This window comes from Clostridium sp. Marseille-Q7071, from assembly GCF_965112025.1.
On the sequence record NZ_CBCOPR010000001.1, the window covers coordinates 687813 to 712083 of the forward strand.

Sequence of the window (24271 nt, forward strand, 5' to 3'; positions counted from 1 at the left end):
TTAGCAAAAGCCCTAGGGATTAATTTTGATTGTAAAATTTTTTTAAAAGAGTAGTCAATAACTAAGACTAATATTAGGAGATAATAAACACAAAATAAGTTATGCTATAATATTGTGTGAGCGATTTTTACTATAAGGAGAAACTTATGAACATAACAGTGATAACCGTAGGAAAAATAAAAGAAAAATATTTAAAAGATGGAATATATGAATACTCAAAAAGACTTCAAAGATACTGCAAGCTTTCAATAATAGAACTACCAGATGAAAAAACACCAGACAATGCTTCAGAAAAAGAAGAACTACAAATAAAAAGCAAAGAAGGAGAAGCTATCCTAAAATCAATAAAAGATAATATGTACGTAATAGCCCTGGATTTAAAAGGCAAAAATTTAACCTCAGAAGAATTCTCAAACTACATACAAGATCTAGGAACCATGGGCAAAAGTGATATAACCTTCATAATTGGAGGCTCCCTAGGTCTATCACAAGAAGTTCTAAACAGAGCCAACTACAAATTATGCTTTTCTAAAATGACCTTCCCTCACCAATTATTTAGAATGATGCTACTAGAGCAAGTTTATAGAGGATTTAGGATAATTAAGGGGGAACCGTATCATAAATAACGGGTATTTTTATTAAAGTAAGATGAAACTAATAGGTAATAATATACAATAGTATATCATTACCTATAATATTATTTCTTTCTCGGAATTAGTATATTGTATTCAGATTCTAACTTGTCTAAGATATGATTATGATTCAATCTATTGGGTTCTACAACTTCAAACTCACCTAATGTTTCAATTTCTTTAGGTGATATTATTTTGGTAGGGTTGTCCAATTTATTGTAAGGGATAAATTGAGTATAAACATTTTTACCTCTATTAGTACCTTCCGTGATTGGATTAATAGGTCTATATGCAATCATGAATTCGCCAACAACTTGTTCAATAGTTTCTAATGTTATTGGTAATAAATTGTTAAGTAATTCCTCTAGGCTAGTTGGTGATTTAGATGAGATATACATGCAATTTGCAGTAGCATCACTATCGTCACTCTCAAAACCTTTAACTATCGATAAAATATCTTCCGGAGAAAAGATATCTAGGAATTTTCTAGCAGTATTACCGGAACGTTTACCAAAGCAAATGCTAACTCCAACAAATGGTACGTCGGTTTGTGTAATCCACCAGTTAGCCCAGTCAGTTGCATCTTTAGTAAGTTTATTGAATGTGTCACTGCCGAACTCTTGTAAGAATCTTACATGACCATACCAATTACCAAAATAATCAGCAGAGCTTAATTTTGCTGATATTTTAATATTGACAGAGTTTTTCAAAGTAATAAGTACGTCGGTTTTGTTGTTTTTATTTTCAGCTCCTATACGACGAGAACTAATTATTTCAGAATCAGCTACTATTCCTAGTTCTTTCATCCACGAAGGTATAGTGGATGGGATAGTATTATAATTACATACTAAGTCAGCTATGTTTTGCTCTAGCAAGTCACTCTTTTTTGACATTTTATTCACCTCTCATAAGTTTTCTTCAGTATGGTTTTTACTATATTATACCATCAAGTTAAATTTAATGATTATTTTTTAGAATAAATAAGTATATGATATAATACATAGAGTTATATAATGTGAAATAGGGAGGAGTAAAGTTATGTTAAAAACAGTAGCTTTATTTGCCGGATGTGGTGGACTAGATTTAGGATTTGAGAATGCTGGTTTTAACATCATATGGGCAAATGATAACAATGAAAAAGTTGAGAAAACTTATAAATATAACCATAAAAATACTGAATTGATAATAAAGAATTTAGCCGATATAAAGTCAGAAGAAATACCAGAATGTGACATTATTATTGGTGGACCGCCATGTCAATCTTGGTCGTTAGCCGGAGCCATGAAGGGAAAAGAAGACAGTAGAGGTCAATTATTTTATGAGTATGTTAGGGTGATAAAAGACAAAAGACCTAGAGCATTTGTAGCTGAAAATGTTAAAGGTATAGTATCTAAAGCTCATATAAAATCTTTTAATGAAATAGTAGATATGTTTAAAGAGGCGGGATATACTGTAACTTATAAGGTAGTTAACGCAAAAAATTATAGAGTACCTCAAGACAGAGAGAGGGTTTTTATAGTAGGAGTTAGAAATGATTTGAAAGTTTCATACGAGTTTCCTGAACCTACAAATAAAGAAGGAAATTACGTAACTTTAGAAAACGCTATTGGTGATTTAAGAAATAATCCAGGTGAGTGGATGGAAGGATCATTTTCACCTATATTTATGAGTAGAAATAGAAAAAGAGGTTGGAATGAAGTCGCATTTACAGTTCAAGCAAGTGGTAGGCAGACACAGATACATCCGGATAGTCCGGAAATGGAGAAGATAGATAAAGATAAATGGCAATTTAAAAAAGAGAGTATTAATAAAGTAAGAAGGATGTCGGTAAGAGAATGTGCAAGAATTCAAACATTTCCAGATGACTTTAAGTTTTTAGGCACATCAATAAATGAAAATTATAAAATGATTGGTAATGCAGTACCAGTAAAATTGGCAGAAGCTATAGCAATAAAGTTAAAAGAATGTTTAATATCTAAATAATAAGTTACAGTAGTAAATAGAGCTAATTTAACATCATGTTAAATTAAATAGTAACACTATCAGTCTACGTGATTTATAAAAGCTATGATAAAGGTATTAGAAAGTTTTAGCAGAGACTTAACAGAAAGTTTAAGTAGAGAACAGCAGAAGACGTTGTTACATATAATAATATTTAAAATAACAATTAATAAGTTAAGGGAAATTGATTCAATAAAACTTAAGATAAATGATAGTCTAGTTGATTATCTAAGTAAGGAAGAAGGAGTATCTATTGAGGGTACCCCTTCTTCTTTTATGTTAAGAAATGTTGGAATAAATACGTTGAATTTAGATATTGCTATATAAGATATTGTAATTAACATTTATAGCTTATACAACTAAGAATAAATTAAAAAAGTAAAATTATATATGGTATAATATTATTAATTTGAGAAATTTCGTTAATTTTATATGTGATAACACTATCTAGTTCTATTAGACATTATTTTGATTTTAAAAGATAACTAGGATTTGGACGATTAATATATTTGAGGTGTATAATTATATGAAAAGAAATAAAAAAGGTAATAAAGATACAACTAATACGAAAAGAAAAAGTAAAATGACTAAAAAAAGTGATTTAGACCCAATAACTGAATTATTTTTAGCGATTAAAAAAAATAAATGGAAACTAATAACTTTAGGTTTAAATACATTTTTGGCAATCTTTGTCGCAATTAAGATTATTACCTTAAATTTGTGGGGGTAAAATCTGAATTTGCATTTAGAATGATTTCTAGTAAATCTTTAGACTATTTACCTGAAATCATATGTTTAATAGTTATAATTTTGTTTACTATAGGTTTAGAAATTATTAGAATAATAAACTTTACTAAATTTATAAAAAGAAGTATCTATTCTATCTATGTGATAATATGCTCTATTGTTGTAAATTCAATAATTATAAATAATTTATTTACCTTCTTTATGCTCTTACCTTTATTGTTTACGTATAGTGGTATATATTTGAAATTAATTCGACCTTTTTATTCAAAAGAATCTAGAAAATTAGCTCAAGATGCTTTAAATTATAAAAATAAAAAGTATAAAATACCAGTAAAAATTAATGAATATGTAGGAGTTATTTTACATTTTATAGTTGTAATCGGAGTTATAAGTAATATATATAGCATGATTCCTTCAAATCATCTTGTTGATAAAACTGGTACATATATAGTTATTTCAAGTATTCAAGATAAAGCATTAATTAGTAAATTTTCAATAGAAACTATGAGTAGTGGAACAGAGTATATTGTCCTTAACAAGGATACAATTCAAATATCAAGCTTAAGTAAACTTGATTATATTTCTCAAAATAAAAAACTTTTTATATCAGGAAAAGTAATTAAGTAGAATTCATGGTATTCTTTTATTGATTATGGATGTAATTAAATTTGAATTATCATACAATTAATTGAGTACACACAAATATTCTTAGTATATTTAATAAGAAAACCTTATTTAATACTGATACGGAGAACCATATCATAAGTAAGTGAGGGTTTTTAGCCTTAACCATTGATATAGCTTGGTTAAGGCTATATTTGCAAGTGGAAATACTGCATCGCAAATAAAATTCAACTGCTCCAAAAACTATAATTGTGTCTTCACTTTTAGCTTCACTAAGGATTTTACTACATATTTTATCGGAGCCTTCTATATATTCCGCTTTATTTATATCTATTTTATTACATAGCATATTTAAATTAACAGGCTTTATGTCTTTATTTGCTTCTCGTCCTAAAAAGGTTTTGTAATAAGAACTCTATCTGCCTTCTTTAATGCTATAACGAACTAATTAAAGAAATAGCTTTGTCCTTGAAAATTGATGGGGCTCAAAAACAGCAAAAACCTTTTTTATTGGATGACTAAGTTTAATTGGATCTAATGTAGTTGCTACTGCTGTAGGATGATGAGCAAAGTCATAAAAAATCTTAATATCACCAACATCTGCTATTAATTCTAGTCTTCTTCCTATTCTTTTAAAATTTTCAAAGGAATTCTTTATTACATCTATATCAACACCTAACTCTAAGGCAGTAATTATACTCTTTATCTCCATTTAATACTTTAAATGATGAATATTCAGGTGTATTTGAATTCAATTCTGCCTTATACTCCATGTCAAAAGGAAATTCAATCTTATTATCTATATAATATTCAACTATAGCCCTTAAACTTTTCAATATCTAATGTTCCTTGATAAAATTATCCAGTTATTAAAAAATGTATTATTTATTTAAAGTACTGCTTGAACTATGGAGGACAATGTAAAGTCTAAAAGTAATTTTATTTCAACATATAGGTATATATGTAAGAATAAGTGAAATGGAGGAAAAAGTAAAAAGCATTAATTAAATTACTTATATAACCATTTGAGGACGTATATGGATTTTGAAAAAATTGGCAACTAAGAGTATAACTAAACTGACCAGTCAGTTAATGATAAAGAGAGATTATACAAGGAGGCATAATTATGGAAAAGTTTTATCAAGACTTAAAAGTCAGCTTAGTTGAGCAGTATTCTCAATGTCCGGCTTATAAATTGTTATGTGATAGTCAAGGGTTTAATCCTACTATAAATTTAAACTCTGAAAAAGACGTGGAAAGAGTTCCGTTTATAACAACTACACTATTTAAAAAGTCAGCTGGAATATTTACTAATTTACTTAAAGTACCTATAAATACAATTGATAAGTGGACAGTATCAAGTAGCACAAGTGGTGATCCAAGTGTAGTAGGAAGACGTATGTGCGACATGATGCAGATAAGGGAATTTAACGAACTTCAAAATAAATCTTTAAGACCTGATACTGAGCAGGAATGTGTCTTTTTTCCAGATCCTGATACTATGAAAAAATATAAAAGTGAAGTAATATACGGCAAGAGGACAGAATCATATATGGGGAATCTTTTGGATATGTTTGGCTTTAAAGAAAATACAGTTTTCATTATAAAGCCGGAAGGAGATAATTTAGTTGTTGATATAGATGCATTTAAAAAGTTTTTAGTTAGTAATGATAAATTGGATAAACATCTTTCTATAAGAGGATCTGCACTTTCACTTTTTAACACAATAAATCTACTGAAAAAAACAATGCCACCATTCAACCTTGGGAAAAATGTATTAATTCAAACTGGAGGTGGTGGCTGGGATGGAAAAAAAGGAACCATAAGTAATGGTACAGCTATAAGAAAGCAAGAATTTGTTGAAACAGTTGCTGATTTTCTTGGAGTACCAGAAGAAAACTTCATTGATTCTTATTCCTTTACAGAAAACACTTTCTTTATTATCGGGCATTATTCAAAAAAATATAAAGATTATCTTTTTCATGTTCCCAAATGGGGTAAGGTTATAATAAGGGATATTAAAACTTTAGAACCACTGCATAATCCTGGAGATAGAGGGTTTATACAAATGTTAAATGCATATGGAACCCTTTCTTTTGCCGGAGCGTCAATATTAGTAGATGATATTGGTGAAATAGTTTCAATAGATGAGTGCCCTGATTGCAAAGAGAAGCTTATGACAATAAGGCTTATCGGTAGAGTAAAAGGCTCAGAAGCAAAAGGATGCGGAGCTACACTTAACGTAAAGGGGGAAGAATAATGAAAGTTGAATATACATGTGGAAATACTGTATTATCCAAAAATGTTAATGATATAAATCTTGAGCTTATTTCTTCAGACGAGAATCAGATTCTTTGTGAAATAGATAGACTTACTGCAAATAAAAACAAAGTACATGATATTCCTGTGCAAGAGACTATCGAAATCTTAGATAAGTGTGCAAAGTTATGGTTAAATAGGGAATATTCTAAAAAACATATAGAAATCTTAGCTCATATATTAAGCCAAAGTGAAGAACTTATAACATATGAACTTGAAAGTTCTATGCATATGCTTTTAAGAGAAAACTTGGAAAGAACAATTACAGAAGAACTTGGAAATATAGACGTGCTGGATAAGTGGATTAAGACAAGCTATGGAGAAGTTCACAGACAACCAAGAGGGGTTATGTTCCATAATATTTCAGGGAATGCATTTGTAGTAATTCCTATGAGCATTTCAATGGGACTGTTATCAAAGAACTGCAATTTAGTAAAGGTATCCGGTGATGAGCCATATTTTGCCAATGCGTTTTATGAGAGCTTATGTGAGATTGATCCAGACATAAATGAAAGATTGGCAGTAGTATATTTTAATAGTGAGTGCTCAGATATATATGAAGCTATAGTTAAAAAAGTAGATTGTGTAATACATTGGGGAGGTGAATATTCAGGTAAAATAATGGCAGAACTTTGTGCTAAGTATAATAGTCACTTAATAATGCATGGAGCAAAAATTAGTTTTGAAGTTATAGATGAGGCGGAAGATATTAATATGCTTGCTGAAGCTGTAGCAAAAGATGTTATATGCTGGGAACAAAAAGCATGCTTATCGCCTAGATTAATATTTATAAACAATAAAATAGATACTAATTTATTTGCTATAAGTGTTGCAGAAAGCTTGAAAAAACTCTCATTAAGCTTTCCAAAATCATATTTAAATCCCTGGAGTTCTATCAAGACACTGCAAGATAGACAATATTGCTTGTTAAAGTATGGAATTAACAAAAGCAAGATGTAGCAGTATATTCATCGTACAATGCGGATTACACTGTTATTTTGAATAGTACAATGCCTGATAAGAATGATATAGACAGGTGTTTCAATAGATTTATATTTGTTTGTCCCTATAGTGATAGCGAAGAAGTATATGAATATGTTGAAAATAACCTTAAGAAGTATTTACAAACTATGGGATATAAAGGAACAGATGAGCAATTTATTGAGAAGATGACTATGTTAGGCGTTAGCATAGTAACTAGACCAGGTGAAATGCCACTACATTATCCTGGAACTTCTCATGATGGAATTCACAATTTAAAAGAAATGACTTCTATAGTTAGTAATCAGTTAAATTACTAAACCTATTTCATTATAAATCAAAATATAAATAGTGATAAGGAGAAAATTGGTCATGGATTTAAATAACAAGAAAATAATATTAACAGGAGCATCATCAGGAATAGGAAAAGAAATTTTAAAGCAGCTGCAGCTATATGATATAAAGGTAATAGCAGTTGGAAGAAATATTTCTAAAATACCTGAAGTAAAAGATAAGATAATTCCTTTTGCATGTGATGTATCAAAAAAAGAAGAGGTAGATAAGCTATTTGATTTTGCAGTAAAGACACTGGGAGGAATAGATATTTTTATAGCAAATGCAGGTTTTGCCTTTTGCGAAAATATTGAAGAGGCAAATTGGGAGCGTATAGAGCAAATATTTAGTACAAATGTTTTTTCTCCAATATATTCTGTAGAGAAAATGAGGGTTCTTAATGGAAATAGAAAATATTCAGTAGTTATAACCTGCTCAGCTGTTAGCGAAATTCCTCTACCGGGATATTCATTATACTGCTCTACAAAGTATGCAATTAATGGCTTTGGGAGGGTATTCATGAATGAAGTAAGAGATAATGAGATAATTTCATTAGTTTATCCTATAGCTACAAATACAAACTTTTTCAAAAATGCTGCTGATAAAGCACCAATACCATGCTCAGTCCAAGGACCAGAAAAAGTGGCGCATAGTGTAATAACAGGAATCAAGAATGAAAAGAGGTTTATCTATCCATCTAAATACTTTGCAATCTCAAGAGGTTTTACTAGGGTATTTCCTTTTATGACTTCAATATATGTGAAGGTGCAAAGAAATAAGTTTATTAAGTGGGTACAAACTCAAAATAGTAGCCTATAATGCCACGGGGACGTTTCGTTTGGAACACTAAAGCATTTTGGATACATTAACAATTAAAGAAAAGAAGTAAAAGGATAAATAGATTTAGAATATGATATGGTGAACCGTGCCATAAGTAAATAAGGTTTTTGGAAAAAGATATTAAAGATAAAAGTAATATAAAAATTTGGATAATAAGAATACAAACTATAAATAATAAGTTTATATTTAATAAGTTTTATAGTATAGAATGAGGACGGGAAATTCTATAACTAAAATTGATAATATGATGGCAATTCTTTGGATGTTAAAATCTGGAGAAAAAATTACTGCAAAGCAAATATCTGAAAAGTTAGAGATTAATATAAGGACTGTTTATCGTTATATTGATACACTCTCAGCCAGTGGAGTACTCATTATATCGGATACAGGTCATAATGGAGGATACACTTTATTGAATAATTTTATTGAAGCTCCTCTCTTTTTGATGTTGAGGAACAAACAGCACTACTTCATGCTGCTATTTTTGCAAAATAAGCAGGAAATTTTTGATGAAGCATTAGAAAGAGCAACATCGAAGCTAAAAATGTATTCAAATCAAGAACAGGAAAGAATGCTTAAGCAGTATTTAGAAGGAGTTGAAGTAATAAGTTCAATTGGAAAACCGCATATAGAGCCAGTATCGAGGAAGCTAGAGGATAGCATAGTCAATGGGTTATCTATAGAAATTGAATATCATACAAGTAAAGAAGAACAATCAAAGTGTAGAACTATTGACCCATATGGGCTAGTTTACTGGAGTAATAAGTGGTATATAGTAGGTTTTTGTCATATACGAAATGAAATCCGTAGTTTTAGAGTAGATCGGATTTATAATATTGCTCAAACAAAGATTAAGTTTAATCAACCACAAGATTTTTCAGCAAGTAAATTTTTTATGGAAAAACTATTAGATTCAGTAAAAGATAAGAAAAAGTTCATTTATTTAGTTATTGGCGGCAGGACAAGTTTTATGCCAACATTGGCTTTTAGGACATCATTTTAAAGAGCGAACTTCAAATCAAGTTATATTTCTACTTGAAGAGGAAATAGTTTATACGTATGTACCATATTTACTTTTACCATATGGCAAATCTATTCAAGTAATTGAACCATTAAGTTTAAAGGAAAAAATTATTGAAACTTTACTAGAATTAATTAAATATTATAAAATTTAATAACTTCACTGACCAAAACTGTCAGTGAAGTTGTTTTATAATAAGTTATGTAAACAGCAAAGTTATTTGAAATAAGATGTAAAAGTAGATATAAAAGGAGCATATATTATGAATATAAAAAAAGTGTATCTTTATGTTTTTGATACTATGTCAGACTGGGAAATAGGTTATTTAACTACAGAATTAAACTCGGGAAGATATTTTAAAAAAGGAGTACAACCTATACAAGTAATTACGGTAGGAAACAATAAAAGCCCTATTACCACAATGGGAGGACTAAAAGTGTTACCAGAAATCTCTCTTGATGAATGTAATCTTAAAACTACAGATGCTTTAATTCTACCAGGTGGATTCACATGGACAGAATCAATCCATGATGCTGTATTAGAAAAAGCTGAAAACGCCTTAATGCAAGGTAATGTAGTTGCAGCTATTTGCGGAGCAACAGTAGGACTTGCGAAGAGAGAATTGTTAAATTCTAGAAGTCATACAAGTAATGATTTAGAATATCTTAAAATGATAGTGCCTAATTATATTGGAGAAAAATATTATAAGTTTGAATCAGCGGTGACAGATGAGAACTTAATTACTGCATCTGGAATAGCACCATTAGAATTTACTATGCAAGTATTGAAAGTGTTAGATGTATTTAAATCAGAAACATTACAGGCGTGGTTTAATGTTTATAAAACTCAAGAGGCAAAATATTTCTTTGAATTAATAGATTCAATGAATAAATAAGGAATAGAACAAAGAACAATTTAGAATATAATATGTTCAAAACCTGTGGACTTTTTAACTTGCAATTTGTAAAAAGAATAGGAGTGTAGTAGGCTATAAAAAGCATATTCACTCCTTTTTAAATGTCCTTTTATATATTATTTCTTAAATTCAATAGTTTTAGTTATTCCCATATGGTTGTGAAGCTCACATACTAAAGTCACGTGCTTCTAAGATCACTCTTAGATTTTCCCACATCATCCACCTCGTAACCTACTATGTCTATGGGCGTTAATTCGGATACTTCCTACCCTACTTTATTATATTTATATAATCATAAACCTATATTTAAATCTTTTAACCCTTGCATTAATATATTTTTACTAGCATTTATATCTCTATTATGATGTACTTTACAGATTGGACAATCCCATTCTCTAAGTGTTAGATCTTTTACCTCTTCATTTTTATATCCACAATGCGAACACAGCTGTGAGCTAGCAAAATATCTATCAACTTTAGGATATATTCTATCATTCCATAATCCTTTATATGTTAACTGTCTTATTAATTCATGCCATCCACAATCATGTATTGCCTTAGATAAATTAGGGTTTTTAACCATACCTTTGATATTTAAGTCTTCACTAAATATAAATTGGTTTTCTCTTATAATTTGTAAAGATATTTTATGTAGATTATCAATCCTTTTATTACTTATTTTTTCATGCAATTTAGCTATATTATTAGTTTGCTTTTGTAACTATTGCTGTGTAATTGCATTTTACATAATTGTCTTTGTAATTTTGCTAATTTCTTTTCATATTTATAAGTCAATTTTTGATTATCAATTGGCTCACCATCTGTTGTAATTAACAAATCTCTAATACCTAGATCTATTCCTATCTTATTATCATTTTTAGATAATATATTATGCTCACATTCTACATTAAAACTAACATAATATTTACCGCTAGGAACTTTGCTAATTGTAGCATATAATATTCTACCTTCAAATTCTCTATGTAGCTTAGCTTTAATCTTACCTAGTTTAGGAAGTTGAACTAAATTATTTTTGAATAAAACTTTAATATTATTATTAGTAAAGTTAGTTTTATATGAATAATAATGATTATGCTTTGACTTAAACTTAGGGAAACCAACTTTATCATTATTTTCTTTAACTCTTCTAAAAAAATTTTGATAAGCTTCATCCAAATTATAAATAGAGTTAGTCAATGCAAATTTATCTACTTCTTTAAGCCAAGAATATTCTTTCTTTAGCCCTCTATTGCAGTAATTATTACAGTCCGTTTTAGATAAAGATTTACCTTCATTTTTATATAAATCTATTTTCATAGCTAATATTTTGTTATAAACAAATCTACAACAACCAAATATTTTAGCTAATTGTACTTCCTGTTCTTTAGTTGGATAAATTCTATACTTATATCCTTTTATTACTGTTTTTGTTTCCATAGATAAACTTCACCACTTTTCTATATCTTTTATTAATATTTTACACACCATACAATATAATATTCTATTGAATAAATATAACCTCTGTGAACTTTTGACATGTATTAATTACCTCATGCATTATGATAATATATTAATTGAACAAGTAATATACATATTTATACTATATTTTTATTCTAAATATGTCGCAACTAACTCATGGCTGAAGTCACGAGAGCGCGTGGGGATTCTTCAAATTTCAATAGTAAAACTAAGGATAATTTGAAATATTTTTTATTATAACTTAAATCGTTGAATTTAGATAAAAAATAGCATGCTTTAAAATTATTCTAATAATATAAAGATTAGAAAAAGTCTTTATCATCAAATCTATCATATTCAATACTAACTTACGATAACAAGGTATACTTTAATCATAATATTTTGAATATACTATATATATAACTGCGGTATAATAAAGTGGAAAAGCACTTGCATAATTTACCTAAAATACAGGTACGAGATATAAATCTAAAAGAACGACTGATAATGACTTACAATATTAATTACTGAGGAAAGGGTGCGTATGAAAGAAATAAAAGATTTTGATAAGGTGTACAAGTATTATGATAAATTTATGGCTATGTTTAATTTATATAAACATGAAGAAATAAAGTCTGCTGCAAATATTGATGAACATGAAGTAGTTGTAGATATAGGCGGGGGAACTGGAAGGTTAGCTCAGTATATTTGTAATAGTTGTAAGGCTGTATATGTACTTGATGAAAGTAAGAAGATGCTTTCAATGGTAAATCAAGGGGAAAATTTGGTATGCATAAGGGGTAATGCTTTGAAAACTCCATTTGAGGATAATTCTATTGATATAGTAATATTAAGTGATGTTTTTCATCATATTAAAGAACAAGAAGACCTTATAATTGAAATAAATAGGATATTAAAGTGTGGTGGAAAGATAGTTATGCTGGACTTTAATAGAAAACATATTAAAACAAAGCTACTAAGAGCATTTGAATTTATTTTATTTGGACGATTATTTTTTAGAACGAAGGATGAAGTTAGGAATTTATTAGAGGAATATTTTTACATACAAGGGGCTTATGATAAGAGGTATTATTTTATATTTGTAGGAGAGAAAAGATGATAAATAAAATATGGTTCTACTCAAAGATTGGATATAAGCTTATAAAAAAAGAAGTTGTAAGCGGGGATGACTATAGGGAAGAGTATGATAAAGTTTCAGATACATATCATTTTTGGCTTAAAGAGATGAGTAGATATACAGACAATATTATCCATTCAAAGTACATAGAAATAGATAAAGAATTAAAAATACTTGATTTTGCTTGTGGGACAGGCTACATAACAAAAAGTTTATTAAACAAATCCATAAAATATAAAATTACTTCTGTAGACCAATCAAATAAAATGCTAGAGAAGCTTTTGAATATCAATGATCCTAGAGTGACAGCTATTCAGAGCGATGGTATTGAATTTTTAAAAACTACTAATGAAAAATATGATGTTATATTTTTTGGTTGGGCACTTTCTTATTTTGATCATAATGAATTATTAAAGCTTTTCAACAGGGTTTTAAAATCAGGAGGTATATTAGCAATAATCACAAATGTTGAAGGAACTTTGGATAAAATAGAAAGTATTTTTTTGAAGGTTATGAGTGAGAAACAAAAGGAAGTAATTAAACCTATGGATATAAAATTAAATTTACCTAAAGGAAAGAAAGGATTAGTTAAATGGTGCAGCCAATACGGATTTAGAGCTTTGGAGGTAGAAGAAGGTGAGGTATTCTTTAATTTTAAAGAACCAGAGGAACTCTTACAGTGGCTAAATATAACTGGGGCGGCGGCAGGAACTAGGAAGATTTTTAAGAACTACAATGAAGTTAAACCTTTGATAATTGAAAAAATAAAAAAAGAAAAATATAAAAATGGAGCTTATGAAATAAATCATAAATTTGCATATGGTGTCTTTAGAAAGGAGTAGAAATAAATGAGTATTAATAATTTAAAGATTATGGCAAAAATGGCTATAGATAAAAATGTTCTAAAGAGCCTATTAGAAATTTATAATATTTTAAAAGAAGATGAGAAATTCACCCTATTAAAATACATAAAAATGATGAAGGGTATTTTAAAGGGAGAGAAGATAGTGAAGCATCAGGATAAGTACATATTGAGCACCTTTTTTCCACCTTTTCCATCTAAATCATTTATACAAAATATCTTAGCAGTAGATGAGCCTATAAATATATTCACAAAGCAAATGTATGCTGAAAGAACTGCACCTATATCTATGTACTTATGTATAACAAGTAAATGTCCTAATAATTGTCTTTATTGCAGTGCAAAAAATAGGGCAGCAGAAAAGGAATTAACAAAGGAAGAATGGATTAAGGTTATAGGGGAGCTTCAAGATATGAATGTACCTATTATTGGAATAACAGGAGGAGAGCCCTTAGTACGTGAAGATATATTTGATATTATAAGGGCTATAGATAGTAGAAGCACATCAATTTTGTTTACTAGTGGTTTTAATTTAAGTTATGAGAAAGCAAAAAAATTAAAGGATAGTGGACTATTTGGTATAGGAATAAGCTTAGATTCTTATGATAAAGAGAAACATAATAAGAATAGAAACAGTGAAAATGCTTTTGATTATGCACTTGAAGCACTTAAAAATGCAAATAAGTCAGGGCTGTATACTATGGCACAAACAGTTGTATTAAAGGAGAATCTTGATGAGGAAAAACTGTTTAGGTTATTTAAGCTTGCAAAAGATAATGGTGCCCATGAAGTAAAAATACTGGAACCTATACTAAGCGGAAATCTTTTAACTGAAAAGCAATTAAACAATGTATTTTATAATAAGAATGATAGGGAAAAGTTTATAAAAATCCAACATAAGGCAAATAAAAGAAGTGATTTACCTAAGATAACAACTTTTGCGTATACAGAAAGTGAAGCTAAATTTGGTTGCGGTGCAGGAAATCAACATTCCTATATAAGTACTTCAGGAGAATTGTATCCTTGTGACTTTGTACCTATGAATTTTGGAAATGTAAAAGAAGAGTCTATAAAAAGCCTTTGGATTGAAATGAAAAATTATATTGGTAAACCTAAAATAGGGTGCTTTGCCCAGAAGGTAAATAAAGAAGTATTTAAGCAATCAGAAGGTATGCTGCCACTTAATAAGGAAAAGGCAATAAGTATTTGTGATAAAAATAAAAGTGATAAATATCCCAAATACTATAGGGATTTGCATAAATAGCATTTAAACGTGAATTGTTAAAAAGCTGTAGATAAAACTACAGCTTTTTTAGTCTATAGAAGGCTAGTACCCAATTTAAATCAAAAAGTTCACATCTGACTTTGTGATCTGATATTAATATCTAAGTAGTATACATGAAGCAACCACACCAGCTCCAACTGTCCATAAAATAATATAATCTCCACGTTTAAGGTTACCATTTGAAACAGAATCGGCTAAGGCCATAAATGGGCTTGTAACACTTGTATATCCAAATCTGTCACCTATGAATGGAAATTTGTGTTCTGGTTCTTCTAAAGTCTCTCTTATCATATCAATATTTTTCTTTGCAAATTGAGATAAGCAATATAATTTAACATCATCTTTAGTTAGATTATTTCGACCTAGTATTTCATTTATTGAATCAACAGAACTTGCGAATGCATCATCTGTATTAAAATCTAGCCATTCTATTAGTCTATTATCTTTTGGCGTATCTCCATCTATTGGTAATATCTTAGAAAAGCCATCATGAGGAAATTTTATATAGCAGTTTAATGAACTATCTACATAAGATGAACTATCTATGAAATCTGATATATTATCATCAGTGTTTTCTAGTAAAACAGCACATGCAGATTCTCCAAAGTTAGCATAAGTAATAGGTTCTGATCTTCTTGAATATCTAAATGATAAATCTGAACCTACAAGTAAGCTATATTTAATTCTGTTATTACTTTTCATTGTTCTACAGACTTGATCCATGGCAATTATCATTCCTGAACAATTACCATTCATATCATATGCATTTGCATTCTTAGATAAACCTAAAGCATCATGAATTTTAACAGCATTTGTAGGAGATAGATATTCTGGGGTAGAAGATACAAATACAACTAAATTTATATCTTGTACATCTATATTTGCAGTACTTATTACTTTGTTGCAAGCTTCTATAGCCATAGTTAAAGAATTTTCATGAAAATCTTCAGAAATATATCTCTGGTCTCTTCCAGTAACATTCAATAACCCGGAGATATCTACGTTTTGCTCCGAAAAATGTTTCAAAAAATATTCATTAGAATAGCTTGTTTTAGGATGGTAATACTTGATGTTTTTAATTTTTATACTCATTTTATCTCCGCCTTATTCTCATTGTTAAATATGTCCATTTATAATTATCGAAGAATATTTCAGTAAATTAAGAAAACCATACAAAAAAGTAGGGAAGATGGTAAAGCTATATAGCAATATTACGAAAATAATAATGGGACATTGAGTAAGGGGGAGTAGTAATGGATTATAAAAAAAATGCGGAATTGAAGAATAAAATAATGTTGGCAGCATTTATATCATCAGTAGTATTAAGGGCAATTGTTGATATAATTTTAAATACAGATAGGAATGCAATATTAATATTAGTTGGAGTTTCCATACCTTTAGCTGTAATTGATTTTATATTAATAAAAAAGAAATATATTATTCAAACAATGTATTATACGGTAATGATGTACACTGTTGTTATATGTATAATGTTTATATCAAACCCAAATTGGACTAATTTTATTTTGATATATTATGGTTTTATATTAATGAGTGTATATCAAGATTTAAGGATATTAATTATTGAAGCAATTTTGGCTATAGTACTTGTAGTGTATTTCTTTTTAGGCTATAAAACAACATTGTTTGCTTCAGCAGAATACTATGAATTAGTATTTTATATAGGATACATAATAGCAGGGTCAGCTATATTATCAATTAATGCCATTACTACCAAAAGGATTTATAAAGATTTAGAAGAAACTCATAAGGCTACTGAAGAAGCTAAATCTAGAGCAGAGTTGTTGCTAGAAAAAATATATAGTACTATAAAAGTTTTAACAGTAACTAATGAGAAAATAAAAAGCGGAATTTCTGTAGCAGGACAAATAGCAGAAGAAATAACTAGCTCTACAAGCGACGTTGCTAATAGTGCAGCCAAAGAAGTGGATGTAATGATTGGAATGAAAACTTCAATAGAGGGTGGAGTGGAAAAAGCAGAAGAAGTTACGAATGCCATTAAAACTATGGAGGAATTATCTAAGTCAACTGAAAATGTTGTATTAGAAGGTAATAATAAAGTAGATATATTATCTTCAGAAATGAATAAGGTAAATACAAATATTTTAAGTGTGGTATCCATGATAAATGAATTAAGTGATGAAAATACAAAAATAGTTCATATTATTAACAGTATTACAAAAATATCAGAGCAAACCAATCTATTAGCTCTTAATGCATCAATAGAAGCAGCTAGAGCTGGAGAGTATGGAAAAGGTTTTGCTGTGGTTGCAGAAGAAGTAAGAAAACTTGCTGAGGATTCAAAAACATCTACAGATCAAATAGAATCAATATTGAATAATATATCTAATAAAACAAAGGTAGTTGCAGAAGAAATATTAAAAGAGGAAAAGTCAATCGAATTATGTAATGAGCATACAAATGATGTTAAAGAGTTATTTAAAGATGTCAATAAGAATACCTCTAATGTATTAAGTTATTCAGGAAATGTTGGATCACAATCTGTATTGCTTGAAAGTACGATGAAAAATACATTAAGTTTAGTAAATGATATTAGTGAAACTGTAGAATCCACTGCAACTGCTATGGAAGAAATTTTTGCGGCTATTGATGAGCTTAATAATAGCATAATGGATATAACAAGTAGCTATGATGAAATAGATGATATATGTAATGAATTAAACTCTATAAGTGAATAAAGTAGATAATATAAAAAGATGGTTATTGAAGATTAGCAGTGATCATCTTTTTAGCATAGCATAGTTATAGTGGATAATGTTAGAAATAAGACTAATTGATAGCTATTCTTAATAAATAACAAGGAGAATTCTCTAATGATGGGAAGGCTCCTTATTTTTTATTATAGATATAGGCAGTGGATATAGAGATACAGTGCGAAAATTTAATATATACTCTGGAAAATAAATTTTCTATAAAAATAGCTTAAATCCTTAGAAATTAAGAATTAATAATGAAGAATGAATAATTTAGGAAAAAATTCACTAAAAGTGAATTTCTTAAAATAAAATTTGTTTTTAAAAAACTCCAAAGGCTTTGGCCGTGGAGTTTTAACCATAATTCTTCATCTTTCATTCTTAATTTTTCATTCATAGAAAAGAATTTTTGTTATTGAAATTAAAATCATGCATAAGTTAAATTTTCATTGTGGAACCCTATAAAAGAGTATTGACTCTAACATAACGTCATAGTGTAATATAAAAACAAGCTTGAATATATTAACAAAAACTCATAGTCGACGGAGTGTTAAATAGTATTAATAGCTTTAAAATTAAATTTAGAGGTGTAGCAATGAGAACAGTGAAACAAGTTTCAGATTTGACAGGAATAAGTGTGCGCACACTACATTATTACGATGAAATAGGACTGTTAAAGCCAAGTAAAATTACAGAGGCAGGTTATAGGCTTTATGATGATGAAGCCCTTAAAACTTTGCAGCAGATTTTATTTTTTAAAGAACTTGATATACCTTTAAAAGAAATTAAAGATATAATGATGAGTCCATATTTTGATAAAATGCAAGCTCTAAAAAATCAGAAAAAGCTGCTTATATTAAAACGGAAAAGATTAAATGGTTTAATAGAGCTTATAAATAAAACATTAAAAGGAGAAAGCACGATGAATTTTAAAGAATTTGATATGAGTGAGTATTTTAATGTATTAGAAGAATTTAAAACAGAACATGAGGATAAGGTAATTAAAATTTATGGTAGTGTAGATAAATATAATGATTTAATTGAAAAAATTAAATCTAAGGAATATAAAATTGCTAAAAGTGCTATAAAACAATATGGAAGTATTGGAAGATATGCTAAAGCTATAAAGAAAAGTCTTAATAATGATATATTAACTACTATGGCGGAACAATATGATAGGTTTAAAAAAGATTGTTTAGAAGATAAGCATCCTAAATTAAAAGAACTATATAAAAAGCTTGTATCCGACCTAAGTAAAGATCCTTCTTCAAAGGAGATTCAACAAGTTGCTGGAGAAATAACAAATACAGCAAAGAAAGATTATAAAATTTTCAAAATGGAAAATGGAGATGATCATTGGTACTATATGGTGAAAATTTATTTGGTGTACCCTGAATGGATAGAAGCAGTTGATAAGAAATATGGTCATGGTGCATTTAAATTTATAGGAGAAGCTCTAAAAAATTATTTGGGAAATAAGCAGCCTAAATTAGAAGAATTATATGAAAAGCTTACATCAGATTTAAGTAAAGATCCCACTTCAAATGAGATTCAACAAATCGTTGAAGAAATATCAGATGAAACTGAAAAAAGTCATGAATTTTACAAAGTAGATGAGGGAGATAATTATTTAGGATATATGGCAGAACTTTATCTATCAAATCCTAGCTGGATAAATGTAACTGATAAAAAATCCGGCGCTGGCGCATCTAAATTTATAGGAGAAGCTTTTAAATTTTATTCTGAACATAGTAAATAATAAATTGAAAACTATAAGTTATTTGGCATAAGAAACTAAAGTCATAAATCAACTGTAGTTAAATAGTTAGAAATGAAAAGTCCCGTAATTTTAGAAAAGAAATTATGGGATTTTTCTTAATGCTACTAACGGATGCATTAAAAGTGTTATCACTTGCTTATGATACGGTGAACCGTATAAGTAGTAAAGAAAGTTTTTATAATAGAGAGCCAAGGGAAATATGTGGATGGCTTGAAGAGCATATGAATGTTTATGAGTATTTTACTACAATGGATTCAAAAGAAGAAAGTTTGAACAGATTAATTTATTGATATCATTGAAAAGGAAAATTTAAATAGATTTAAAATATAAGTTTATTTTTGTTGAATTTTAACGCAATATAAGCATAATAAATGAGCAAAATAAAAATAGGATGCTACATTAAATTTTATAAATAAAAATAGTAGCTATCCATTTGCGTGCGGCGCTACTATTTTTGAGATTTTTTCTATAATTTGTTTACATTTAATTGTACAGGCCTCTTAGTTGACTTTTATATTATAATTTTAAATTTGTATTATATAGAAATCATGGGTCAATCTCCACTGAATCAACATTTTAACCTTTCTCCGTTTAGTTCTTCTTTTTTACGAAAATCAAACTTACCATTTTCATCAACATTAACAGGCATAATGTTTTTTAAATATATAGAATATAATCCTCCGTAATCGCTTTCATTAAGTTCTTTTAATGCCTTTGCAACTTTAATCCTTCTACCATTACGTATCTCAAAAGATTCATTATATTTTCGTAACCTTTCAACTTCTTTTGGTGAACAATCTATATATATTTCATTTGTCCAGGTTTTGCCACTTTCATTATGAGCTTCAAATTTTGTTTTAATATCTTCTGAAATTTCTTTATCAACTGCACACATAGCACCTTCTATTTTATATTTGTTCTCGACATGTATATGAATGATCCTAATACACATCCAGAGAAAAACATTTTCTCTATATTTATATACCAATAAAACCATTGTAACTGTCGAGGAAAGAATTAGATCTAGCAGTATTGTTTCTATTGTATTTAAAGTAAAAAAACCTCCCTTATTTGTGATATTGAGAACCGTATCATAAATAAGGGAGGTTTTTTTATTGTTTAAATATATAAATAAAATATAGTTCAATTTGTTATTGTAATTTATCATTATTTTTAAAATAATTTCATATAGTAATTATTTTAAGTAAATTTCACTTAAAAAGAAATCTAAAATATGAAAATGATTGTTTGTGAAGCAATTAAAATTGCTATTAGCAGTTAATTTACTATTTATGATGACTTAATATTTTTTAAATGATAAAATACATTACATATAGTAGGGAGGGCTGGGATATGGACGATTTGGATATTAAAATTATAAATATTATTAGCAATAATGCAAGAGTATCTCATGAAGAAATAAGTAGAATTCTTCATATCTCAAGACAAGCAATTCATCAAAGAATAAAAAAATTAGAAGAAAGTGGAGTAATAAAAGGTTATAAAAGTATCATTGATTGGACTAAATTGGGTGAAGGTACTAAAGCATATATTTATGTAAAAGTAAATATGTCAAATTATAAAGAAGATATACAACAATATATTAATATCGATATACCTAATGTATTTATAGAAGAATGTCAAAGGATTCATGGTGATTGGTGTATAGTAATTAAGGTTAGGGCAAAGTCTACATCAGATATTACAAATTTCATTGACGAATTATGGAAGGTGAAGTCTACTATAGACACGTCCACTACATTTATTTTATCAACAATAATAGAAGATGACATAAGATAATAATTGAATTAAAGGGTGAGAATGGATGAAGTTTAATAAAATAGTATGTATTGATAAGACAGGATTGGAACCTTGGGCAATTGAAGAATTAAAGAAGTATTCTAAAAAAACGATTGAGGTATTTGATGATTATCCACAAAATAATAGCGAAATTATACAAAGAATAAAAGATGCTGATTGTGTGCTTGTGTCTTGGAATATACAAATAAGTAAAGAGGTAATTGAAAGATGTAGCCAGATCAAATATATTGGAATGTGCTGTAGCCTTTATAATGAAAATTCAGCAAATGTTGATATTAAAACTGCAAGAGTAAATAATATTGAAGTTCGAGGAGTTAGAGACTACGGAGATGAAGGAGTAGTTGAATTCATCATTAGTGAATTAATAAGATTATTAAAAGGTTTAGGAGAATATCAGTGGAGAAATGAACCTGTAGAGTTAATGCAAAGGGAAATTGGAATAATTGGAATGGGAACAACGGGGAGAATGTTGGCAAAAATAGCATCTGATTTCGGAATGAAAGTTTATTATTTCAGTAGAAATAGAAAATTGGATATCGAAAATGAAGGGATAGAATATCTTCCACTTAATGAGTTGTTGAAAAGAACAGAAATTGTATCAATTCATTTGCCTAAAAATACAATGATACTTGGAAAAGATGAATTTTCATTGTTTGGTAATGGCAAAATATTGATTAACACTTCTTTAGGTACCACATTTCAAGTACCTGCATTTTTGGAATGGATACAAAGAAAAGGGAACTTTGCAATATATGATGAAGATGGCGTAGGAAGTTACAAAAAAGAGTTTGAGAAATATCCTAATATAATTTTATCTAAAAAAGTAGCGGGCTGGACAAAAGAAGCAAGGCAAAGATTATCCAATAAAGTTCTACAAAATATTGAGGAATTTTTAAATGAAACTCATGCTTAATAGTCATGTATTCGGTAACAAAGGGCAAACCGTATCATAAATAATTAAGAGACCTAACCTTAGCTATTGATATAACTTAGCTAAGGCTATTTTTTTATTTAAAATATATACAAGTAAATCGAGTATTTATATAATTAATGTACAAGGTGTTGAGGAAGTGATATAAGTGAATATAACCAAAATGGTAAAAGAATTGCAGAGTGTTATGAATTTAGAGTTTGATGGAAGGGCTAAATTTTTTCATGAATGTAAAGAAAAATTAGAAATAGAAGTTAATAATAATCCTTCTAATATTCAAGCTTTTTCGCTTATGGCAATGATAAATTTAGAGTTACGGAATGATACAAAAATTTCAATTGATATTTTAGAAGATTGTTATAACAAAAATAAAAATAATATGTCAAAGGATGAATATTGTTTTTGGGCTACTAATATGGCTTATTTGTTAAGTGAGGAATACGAAGAGGTCGATAAATCAATTGAATTGCTTACAAAAGCAATAGAATATGAATCAAAATATGATAATACATATTATGCTTTAGGAAAATTATTTTTTAAGAAAAAGGACTATAAAGAAGCAATAGTATTGTTTAATAAGGCTTTTGAAATTTCTCCTCATAAGGTATATAAATATAATGAAGCTGTTAGTTTAATTGCATCAAATAATAAGCAAGAAGGTATATCTAAGCTAAAGTCAATCTATAAATACCCCTATAAAGATGAAGAGATAGATGGAAGAATTGCTTTACTTCTTGGAAGAGAGTTAGCGTTGAATGGAGAATTAGAAGAGGGTAAAAAAATAATTCAATTGTTATTAGAGAGTAGTTATGAAAGCTTAGAGGTTTGGGCTAATGAATTAGCAGAATGTATGTATATACTCGGTGATTATCATAAGTGTATAGAGTTATATGATGTAGATAAACTTTATGAAGATCAAAGTTGGATTGGACAGTATTTTTATGCACTAAAAGAATCATATAGTATAGATGCATCAGAGAAAAAGATGAATGAAATTGAAAAAGAAATAGAGCAGAATATTTATGAAGAAGAAACTAATTATGCAGATTGGGATAGTGAAGAGGAGTGTAAAGAATATATTGATGGAGAAAAGGTTAGATTAAATAACATTAAAGAATGTTATAGACAGGTTGTTAATGGCATTAAGCCTTTTGTAGAAGTAGATTACGATATATTTTATAAATGTTATTACATAAATTGCCCTCGTCATTATATAAAGTAAATATTTAAAATTAAAACATTTATTTTGTTTTAAGGCTATCAAATAAATTATAAAGATAAAGTTTGATGGTGTGAAAAGTCTTATCATAGGAAATGATTCTTTATGCACTGATAAATTTTGAATATATGTAGAATTATGGATATTTGTGTTGTATATTGAGATAAATGTTGGGAAATGGTACAATTAGGAAAGATTATTGATATGAGGTGATAAAATGATAATTTGGGGGTGGGGGAAAGTGACTAGAAAGAGTGTCGGACCAGTATTTGAACGTCCATGTAACTATTGTAATAGTACCGAAGTTTGGAATTTATGTGTTGTAAGAACATGGTTTACGTTATTTTTCATTCCAATAATACCATATAGAAAGCAATATTGTATTACTTGTCCAAAATGTTATAGTTACATAGATCTTACAGAAGAGCAATTTCAAGAAATGAAGCTCTCTATAACATCTCAATCTAATAATATCAACCAAAATCCTGTTAATGATGATATGAAATATAGAGGAAAGACAGAAACTCAAATTAACTATTTAAAACAGATGGAGGAGTATAAAGATGAGGCTAACTAGAAAATAGTTAACCTATCTTTCGTGATGTTATTATAGAATTATAATTATTAG

27 protein-coding genes and 1 pseudogene are annotated in these 24271 nt (G+C 28.5%); 21 read left to right on the plus strand and 7 right to left on the minus strand.

Translation table 11 applies throughout. The features are described from left to right. Positions 1-146 precede the first annotated feature (146 nt). Positions 147-626 carry a 23S rRNA (pseudouridine(1915)-N(3))-methyltransferase RlmH gene (gene rlmH / locus ACWPW7_RS03190; protein WP_454052322.1) on the plus strand — a complete coding sequence of 160 codons (480 nt, stop codon included), beginning with the start codon at positions 147-149 and terminating at the stop codon, positions 624-626. Positions 627-697: 71 nt separating this feature from the next. On the opposite strand, the gene ACWPW7_RS03195 is transcribed toward rlmH, so the two are convergent. Then, positions 698-1525: a hypothetical protein gene (locus ACWPW7_RS03195; protein ID WP_454052323.1), complete on the minus strand. Its 828-nt coding sequence runs from the start codon at positions 1523-1525 to the stop codon at positions 698-700. 145 nt (positions 1526-1670) lie between these two features. On the opposite strand from ACWPW7_RS03195, the gene ACWPW7_RS03200 reads away from it, so the two are divergent. The 4 genes from ACWPW7_RS03200 to ACWPW7_RS03215 all read left to right on the plus strand — a co-directional run bounded on the left by ACWPW7_RS03200 (position 1671) and on the right by ACWPW7_RS03215 (position 4007). Further along, entirely contained in the window at positions 1671-2615 is a 945-nt protein-coding gene (locus tag ACWPW7_RS03200) for a DNA cytosine methyltransferase (RefSeq protein ID WP_454052324.1), read from the plus strand. Positions 2616-2699: 84 nt separating this feature from the next. Continuing rightward, a complete protein-coding gene (locus ACWPW7_RS03205; RefSeq protein ID WP_454052325.1) occupies positions 2700-2960 on the plus strand; it encodes a hypothetical protein in 261 nt (86 codons plus the stop codon). A gap of 199 nt (positions 2961-3159) precedes the next feature. After that, positions 3160-3363, plus strand: a complete 204-nt coding sequence (locus ACWPW7_RS03210) for a hypothetical protein (protein WP_454052326.1) — start codon at positions 3160-3162, stop codon at positions 3361-3363. A 257-nt stretch (positions 3364-3620) separates the two neighbouring features. Next, on the plus strand, positions 3621-4007 hold the full coding sequence (locus ACWPW7_RS03215; RefSeq protein WP_454052327.1) for a hypothetical protein: 387 nt from the start codon (positions 3621-3623) through the stop codon (positions 4005-4007). Between the two features lie 49 nt (positions 4008-4056). Here ACWPW7_RS03215 and ACWPW7_RS03220 read toward each other — a convergent pair whose 3' ends face one another. Both ACWPW7_RS03220 and ACWPW7_RS03225 read right to left on the minus strand, forming a co-directional pair. Next, entirely contained in the window at positions 4057-4353 is a 297-nt protein-coding gene (locus ACWPW7_RS03220; RefSeq protein WP_454052328.1) for a hypothetical protein, read from the minus strand. A gap of 99 nt (positions 4354-4452) precedes the next feature. Beyond that, positions 4453-4716 carry a glutamate ligase domain-containing protein gene (locus ACWPW7_RS03225; RefSeq protein ID WP_454052329.1) on the minus strand — a complete coding sequence of 88 codons (264 nt, stop codon included), beginning with the start codon at positions 4714-4716 and terminating at the stop codon, positions 4453-4455. A 414-nt stretch (positions 4717-5130) separates the two neighbouring features. On the opposite strand from ACWPW7_RS03225, the gene ACWPW7_RS03230 reads away from it, so the two are divergent. The 6 genes and pseudogenes from ACWPW7_RS03230 to ACWPW7_RS03255 all read left to right on the plus strand — a co-directional run bounded on the left by ACWPW7_RS03230 (position 5131) and on the right by ACWPW7_RS03255 (position 10393). Beyond that, positions 5131-6264 carry a LuxE/PaaK family acyltransferase gene (locus tag ACWPW7_RS03230; protein ID WP_454052330.1) on the plus strand — a complete coding sequence of 378 codons (1134 nt, stop codon included), beginning with the start codon at positions 5131-5133 and terminating at the stop codon, positions 6262-6264. Further along, entirely contained in the window at positions 6264-7283 is a 1020-nt protein-coding gene (locus tag ACWPW7_RS03235; protein ID WP_454052331.1) for an aldehyde dehydrogenase family protein, read from the plus strand. The genes ACWPW7_RS03230 and ACWPW7_RS03235 overlap by 1 nt, the downstream gene beginning before the upstream one ends. A gap of 38 nt (positions 7284-7321) precedes the next feature. Next, on the plus strand, positions 7322-7624 hold the full coding sequence (locus ACWPW7_RS03240) for an acyl-CoA reductase (RefSeq protein ID WP_454052332.1): 303 nt from the start codon (positions 7322-7324) through the stop codon (positions 7622-7624). A 52-nt stretch (positions 7625-7676) separates the two neighbouring features. Next, positions 7677-8456 (plus strand): SDR family NAD(P)-dependent oxidoreductase, encoded by a 780-nt coding sequence (locus ACWPW7_RS03245; RefSeq protein ID WP_454052333.1) that lies wholly within the window; start codon positions 7677-7679, stop codon positions 8454-8456. Between the two features lie 247 nt (positions 8457-8703). Continuing rightward, positions 8704-9652: pseudogene (locus tag ACWPW7_RS03250) on the plus strand (helix-turn-helix transcriptional regulator). Between the two features lie 108 nt (positions 9653-9760). Then, positions 9761-10393: a type 1 glutamine amidotransferase family protein gene (locus tag ACWPW7_RS03255; protein ID WP_454052334.1), complete on the plus strand. Its 633-nt coding sequence runs from the start codon at positions 9761-9763 to the stop codon at positions 10391-10393. Between the two features lie 313 nt (positions 10394-10706). Here ACWPW7_RS03255 and ACWPW7_RS03260 read toward each other — a convergent pair whose 3' ends face one another. After that, a complete protein-coding gene (locus ACWPW7_RS03260) occupies positions 10707-11105 on the minus strand; it encodes an RNA-guided endonuclease TnpB family protein (protein WP_454052335.1) in 399 nt (132 codons plus the stop codon). 5 nt (positions 11106-11110) lie between these two features. Beyond that, positions 11111-11851 carry an RNA-guided endonuclease TnpB family protein gene (locus tag ACWPW7_RS03265; RefSeq protein ID WP_454052336.1) on the minus strand — a complete coding sequence of 247 codons (741 nt, stop codon included), beginning with the start codon at positions 11849-11851 and terminating at the stop codon, positions 11111-11113. Positions 11852-12416: 565 nt separating this feature from the next. Here ACWPW7_RS03265 and ACWPW7_RS03270 point away from each other — a divergent pair. Genes ACWPW7_RS03270 through ACWPW7_RS03280 form a run of 3 tightly spaced genes read left to right on the plus strand, consistent with a single transcriptional unit; the run spans position 12417 to position 15136 of the window. After that, positions 12417-12992, plus strand: a complete 576-nt coding sequence (locus tag ACWPW7_RS03270) for a class I SAM-dependent methyltransferase (protein ID WP_454052337.1) — start codon at positions 12417-12419, stop codon at positions 12990-12992. Then, a complete protein-coding gene (locus ACWPW7_RS03275) occupies positions 12989-13852 on the plus strand; it encodes a class I SAM-dependent methyltransferase (protein ID WP_454052338.1) in 864 nt (287 codons plus the stop codon). Before ACWPW7_RS03270 ends, ACWPW7_RS03275 begins: the two co-directional genes overlap by 4 nt. 6 nt (positions 13853-13858) lie before the next feature. After that, complete coding sequence (locus tag ACWPW7_RS03280) at positions 13859-15136, plus strand: radical SAM/SPASM domain-containing protein (protein WP_454052339.1); 1278 nt, start codon at positions 13859-13861, stop codon at positions 15134-15136. 114 nt (positions 15137-15250) lie between these two features. Here the strand turns inward: ACWPW7_RS03280 and ACWPW7_RS03285 are convergent, their stop codons facing one another. Next, positions 15251-16249 (minus strand): ketoacyl-ACP synthase III, encoded by a 999-nt coding sequence (locus tag ACWPW7_RS03285; protein WP_454052340.1) that lies wholly within the window; start codon positions 16247-16249, stop codon positions 15251-15253. Positions 16250-16410: 161 nt separating this feature from the next. Here ACWPW7_RS03285 and ACWPW7_RS03290 point away from each other — a divergent pair, with 161 nt between their 5' ends. From ACWPW7_RS03290 to ACWPW7_RS03300, 3 genes are all read left to right on the plus strand, one after another. Further along, positions 16411-17877: a methyl-accepting chemotaxis protein gene (locus tag ACWPW7_RS03290; RefSeq protein WP_454052341.1), complete on the plus strand. Its 1467-nt coding sequence runs from the start codon at positions 16411-16413 to the stop codon at positions 17875-17877. Positions 17878-18487: 610 nt separating this feature from the next. Further along, a complete protein-coding gene (locus ACWPW7_RS03295; protein ID WP_454052342.1) occupies positions 18488-19651 on the plus strand; it encodes a MerR family transcriptional regulator in 1164 nt (387 codons plus the stop codon). Between the two features lie 104 nt (positions 19652-19755). Then, the gene (locus tag ACWPW7_RS03300; protein WP_454052343.1) at positions 19756-19962 is read left to right on the plus strand and encodes a hypothetical protein; all 207 of its coding nucleotides are present in this window, start codon (positions 19756-19758) and stop codon (positions 19960-19962) included. 278 nt (positions 19963-20240) lie between these two features. Here the strand turns inward: ACWPW7_RS03300 and ACWPW7_RS03305 are convergent, their stop codons facing one another. Continuing rightward, positions 20241-20567: a hypothetical protein gene (locus tag ACWPW7_RS03305; protein ID WP_454052344.1), complete on the minus strand. Its 327-nt coding sequence runs from the start codon at positions 20565-20567 to the stop codon at positions 20241-20243. A gap of 458 nt (positions 20568-21025) precedes the next feature. Between ACWPW7_RS03305 and ACWPW7_RS03310 the strand changes: the two genes are divergently transcribed. From ACWPW7_RS03310 to ACWPW7_RS03325, 4 genes are all read left to right on the plus strand, one after another. Beyond that, entirely contained in the window at positions 21026-21472 is a 447-nt protein-coding gene (locus ACWPW7_RS03310) for an Lrp/AsnC family transcriptional regulator (RefSeq protein ID WP_454052345.1), read from the plus strand. Positions 21473-21497: 25 nt separating this feature from the next. Next, on the plus strand, positions 21498-22406 hold the full coding sequence (locus ACWPW7_RS03315; RefSeq protein ID WP_454052346.1) for a D-isomer specific 2-hydroxyacid dehydrogenase family protein: 909 nt from the start codon (positions 21498-21500) through the stop codon (positions 22404-22406). Between the two features lie 166 nt (positions 22407-22572). Beyond that, positions 22573-23646 carry a tetratricopeptide repeat protein gene (locus ACWPW7_RS03320; protein ID WP_454052347.1) on the plus strand — a complete coding sequence of 358 codons (1074 nt, stop codon included), beginning with the start codon at positions 22573-22575 and terminating at the stop codon, positions 23644-23646. Positions 23647-23860: 214 nt separating this feature from the next. Next, on the plus strand, positions 23861-24220 hold the full coding sequence (locus ACWPW7_RS03325) for a zinc-ribbon domain-containing protein (protein ID WP_454052348.1): 360 nt from the start codon (positions 23861-23863) through the stop codon (positions 24218-24220). Positions 24221-24271: the final 51 nt, after the last annotated feature.